At 58.2% G+C, this 3,791-nt stretch carries 3 protein-coding genes and 1 pseudogene; all 4 read right to left on the bottom strand.

Features of this window, described 5'->3' with window-relative positions:
• Positions 1-354: 354 nt before the first annotated feature.
• Positions 355-1,506 (bottom strand): flavin-containing monooxygenase, encoded by a 1,152-nt coding sequence (locus EO133_RS18395; RefSeq protein WP_127071959.1) that lies wholly within the window; start codon positions 1,504-1,506, stop codon positions 355-357.
• Positions 1,507-1,690: 184 nt separating this feature from the next.
• Complete coding sequence (gene cueR, locus EO133_RS18390) at positions 1,691-2,140, bottom strand: Cu(I)-responsive transcriptional regulator (protein ID WP_127071958.1); 450 nt, start codon at positions 2,138-2,140, stop codon at positions 1,691-1,693.
• A complete protein-coding gene (locus EO133_RS18385; RefSeq protein ID WP_164735096.1) occupies positions 2,127-3,476 on the bottom strand; it encodes a 2Fe-2S iron-sulfur cluster-binding protein in 1,350 nt (449 codons plus the stop codon). The genes cueR and EO133_RS18385 overlap by 14 nt, the downstream gene beginning before the upstream one ends.
• A 41-nt stretch (positions 3,477-3,517) precedes the next feature.
• Positions 3,518-3,791 (bottom strand): annotated as a pseudogene (locus tag EO133_RS20630) (heavy metal translocating P-type ATPase); the annotation flags it as partial.

Below are 3,791 nucleotides of genomic sequence, written 5' to 3'. Positions count from 1 at the left end.
GGGCGTTCCCCGCAACCTGCGGGCGGCCTTACTGGTGGATGTGCTGATCTCTTTGGTACGGTGGTGGCTCGACCGCGAGTCTCCCCAGGCGGTGGACAAAATCGACGCGATGTTCCACGAACTGGTTTCCGGAATTTTGGGGACACAGGGATCGACTGACAATCCCTGCTGACCTGGTCGCCCCTGAATAGTCTTTGCAGGACAACGTCAGGTTCATCCAACGCCTACCTAATTCCAGAAAGTCAGCCGTTGCCCGAAACCGCCGGGCGGCAACGCACCCTCATTTCGGCCGTCGCTCGCTCCTCTCCCAAACCCCGACATCCGGCACTCGCAGTTGATCCCGCTAACGATTGTTCATTCCGCAACCAACGCGATCGACCCTTCGCCCTGCCGGGTGTTCGACAAGTATTGCTCCAGGTCATCGACCAGCCGCTGTGCGTCCTCTGCCGATCCTGTCACCAGCGCCGATGCGCGATTTCGTTGCCACGGCCGCCCGATAAAAAAGAGACCTGGCACCGGACTTCTGCCGTCGTTCACGACAATGCTTCCGGTTTGATCCTTGGCAGCTTTGATCATCAGCCACGTGAAATCGTCGCGATATCCGATGCACCATATCACTGCGCCGACGTCGAGCGCGCTGCCATCAGCAAAAACCGCATGTTTTCCATCGGCTCCGATCAACCGTGACGCCAGCACTACACCCCTTTTTTTGAGATCTCGGTCGCTTCGTTCTCGGTTTGGAAATGGATCGGACTTGCGCATGATCCTGCCCAACAGCGAATTGGGTCCGACACGCAAAAGGCCGAGCGCTTTCAGCCATTTCCACGTGCTAATTCCCAATAGCTTTTCTGGCAGCAACCGGCGATTTCGCCCGCGGGAAAGGATAACAGATTTAAACGCCGACAACTCAAATGCAATGTCGCGCCCCGAAGCGCCATCTCCAATCACCACAACTGGTCCATGTTCGACATCAGCGGGACCTTTGTAGGTTTCCGGCGTTAGCTGTCGGACTTGGGATGAAAAGGTCTTAGCGATCTCCGGGATGACCGGCACCTGAAAGCCTCCCGTTGCCACGACCACCCCACGCGCGAGAATTACGCTGCCGTCTGCTCCCTTGGCCCGAAAGAGCGTCTCAGCCTCGATATCCAGGCTCGTTACCCGAAAGTTGGTCTGGACTGGAAGGTTGTAGTGCAGGGCATAATTGGCGAGATAGTCCGCGAATTCGTCGCGGGAAGGATAGCCGTCGGGATCGCCATCAAGCCCCTTCCCAGGCAGGGCGTTGAGACTTCGCGGCGTGAACAGGGCAAGCGAGTCGTACCGGTTGCGCCAACTGTCGCCAACGCGCTGGCTTTCATCCACGATCAGAAAAGACACTCCTTCCTGCGCCAACCGATACCCAGTCGCAAGGCCGGCTTGTCCAGCGCCTATGACGAGAACATCAACTCGGGTCGTTGGTGCGGTTCTTGCCAGTTGTGCCTTCTGAATTTGAATGTCTTCCTCGTCCATTACCGAAACCCGTCCATGCTGATTGAGGAGAAGCGGAGCGCTTGTTGGGAGAGGCGCAATTGATCGAAACCCAAAACCGTCAATATTGCTCGAGTTCGAGCACAGGCTTCGACGGAAGGTACTGCTGGAGGGGAGTCTACGGTATCCGTGGAAGGGCGAAGCCAAACGGCCGCCCACCCCAATCCTAAAGAACAACGCGATCGATTGCGCCGCGGCGCGGTTGGTTCGCCTCGGCTGTCGACTCCTGTGCATTTTCGAGGTCATCGAGAATTGGACAGTCGGGTCGATGATCGCCATTGCAGCTCTCGGCCAGATGGGAGAGCGTGGCCACCATCTCTTCCAGTTCGGTGATTTTGTGTTTGAGGCCTGCAACGTGATCGAGCGCAATGCGCTTGACTTCGGCACTTTGGCGACTGCGATCACGCCACAAATGCAATAGCTCGTCGATCTCGGCGACCGAAAAGCCAAGATCCCTGGCCCGGCGTACGAAACGCAGCATGTGAACGTCGCGGGTGGAGTAGTCCCGGTAGCCCGATGCCTTGCGCTCAGCCTGTGGGATCAGGCCGGTCTGCTCGTAATACCGGATCATTTTTGCCGATACTCCGGATGCGCGTGCGGCTTCACCGATATTCATGTTCGTTGCCTTTCTCGGGTGTCGGGGCCCTGGAAGATTGTTCTGGTGAAAAGAAGATGTCGGCGTGAAGGTTGCGTGATTGTAGTCCAGCGTTCGCCAGGGCGATTGTTGTCGCCTTGACCATGGCCGGCGGCCCGGCAACGTAGGCCTTCCAGTCTTGGAGATTGTCCAGATCCTTGGCAACCGCAGCGCTGACCATTCCAGTGCGATAGTCGCTTGCCCCTTGGTCCGACAACACCGGTGTGAATGTCAGGTGTTCATGGAGGTGGGCGAGGGACCGGAAGTGCTCCAGAAGGTAAAGATCGCGCTCTGCGCGCACGCCGAAATATATATGAATTGGTTGGCGCATGCCGAGTTCAAGCGCTGTCTCAACGATTGACAGGATGGGCGCCAGTCCTGAACCACCGGCGACTGCAAGGATCGGCCCGGTATGCTCGTGGCGTAACTGTGAGGCCCCGAACGGTCCTTCGAGTGTGACTGGATCACCCACCTTGAGACGCGAATGGATGAAGCTGGACGTCTGGCCATCCGGAACGCGGCGTATATGGAATTCGAGTTCACCCATGTCCGGGCGGTTTGCCATTGAGTAGTCGCGCGCAGGAACTCCGGGCAGCGACAGTTGTGCATGCTGACCTGCAGAGAAGCGGAACATTTGACCATCGAGCGCAAGGCGAAGGCGACAAATATCGTGGGTCATGTGGTCGATGGCCGACACCCGGCACTGCAGCCTCCGTAAGGGATGGTCGGGCAGTTCGTGCTGGGCGCCCAACCACTCAACCGTGGCTGGTCCATTTGGCAATGCGCAGCAGGCCAGTATCATGCCTTCCGCCTTCTCTTGATCCGAGAGCGCAAAACCCGTGTGTTCGAGCAGCGAAACTTCGCCACTGATCAGCCTCGACTTGCATTTGCCGCACCGCCCGGATCGACAACAGTGCGGATAGGGGATGCCCTGTTCGAGGGCAGCGTTGAGGATTGTCTGCCCCGAAGCCACGTCGATGGCTTGTTCTACCTGCGGAAGACTAACCTGTTGTCCTTCAAATGTCGGTCGACCGTGGCTGGCAATCAGCCCCTCCTTTTGCAAGATAGCACGGATCTCGGGCTGCTGTTTCTGGAAGGTGCCGTAGGTGAACCAATCGCCGAGAACCGTGATGGGGGCCACCCGCACGCCGTATCGTGCTTTAGCCTCTTCCATCACCGCCTGATCGGAAAGGTCGCGTTCTTGATAGGACACGCCTTGGTGGTCGAGCCAGGCCTTGAGGGCCCGGCAATCGGGGCAGGTGGGAGTGGTGTAGATGGTCAACATCGGTTTTTTGCTTTCCAGTCGGTATGTCTGCATGGCGGATTCCGGGGCCGGCGAGACCTCGGGGATCGGCATTGTCACTCGGCGGGTGCCAGGCGAACGCCAGCAGCTTGTGGCCGGGACGAAAGTTCGGCTGTGATCGGCACCTTGAAACGGCGCAGTCGAAGGGCATTGGCCAAAACAAAGATGCTGGATAAAGCCATCGCTCCAGCGGCCAGCATGGGGGAGAGCAGTATGCCGTAGGCGGGGTAGAGCACACCGGCAGCAACAGGGATCAGCGCCGTGTTGTAAGCAAATGCCCAGAACAGATTTTGCCTGATATTCCTGATCGTCGCTTTGGACAGCGCGATG

The sequence above is a fragment of the Pelagibacterium lentulum genome (genome assembly GCF_003992625.1).
Taxonomy (GTDB): Bacteria; Pseudomonadota; Alphaproteobacteria; order Rhizobiales; family Devosiaceae; genus Pelagibacterium; species Pelagibacterium lentulum.
Note: the sequence above shows the minus strand (reverse complement) of the source record. Positions and strands in the feature narration are given on the sequence as shown.

Excerpts from the sequence above, each read along its gene's own strand:
- EO133_RS18395 (WP_127071959.1), bottom strand. The coding sequence starts at position 1,506 with ATGGACGAGGAAGACATTCAAATTCAGAAGGCACAACTGGCAAGAACC.
- cueR (WP_127071958.1), bottom strand. The coding sequence starts at position 2,140 with ATGAATATCGGTGAAGCCGCACGCGCATCCGGAGTATCGGCAAAAATG.
- EO133_RS18385 (WP_164735096.1), bottom strand. The coding sequence starts at position 3,476 with ATGCAGACATACCGACTGGAAAGCAAAAAACCGATGTTGACCATCTAC.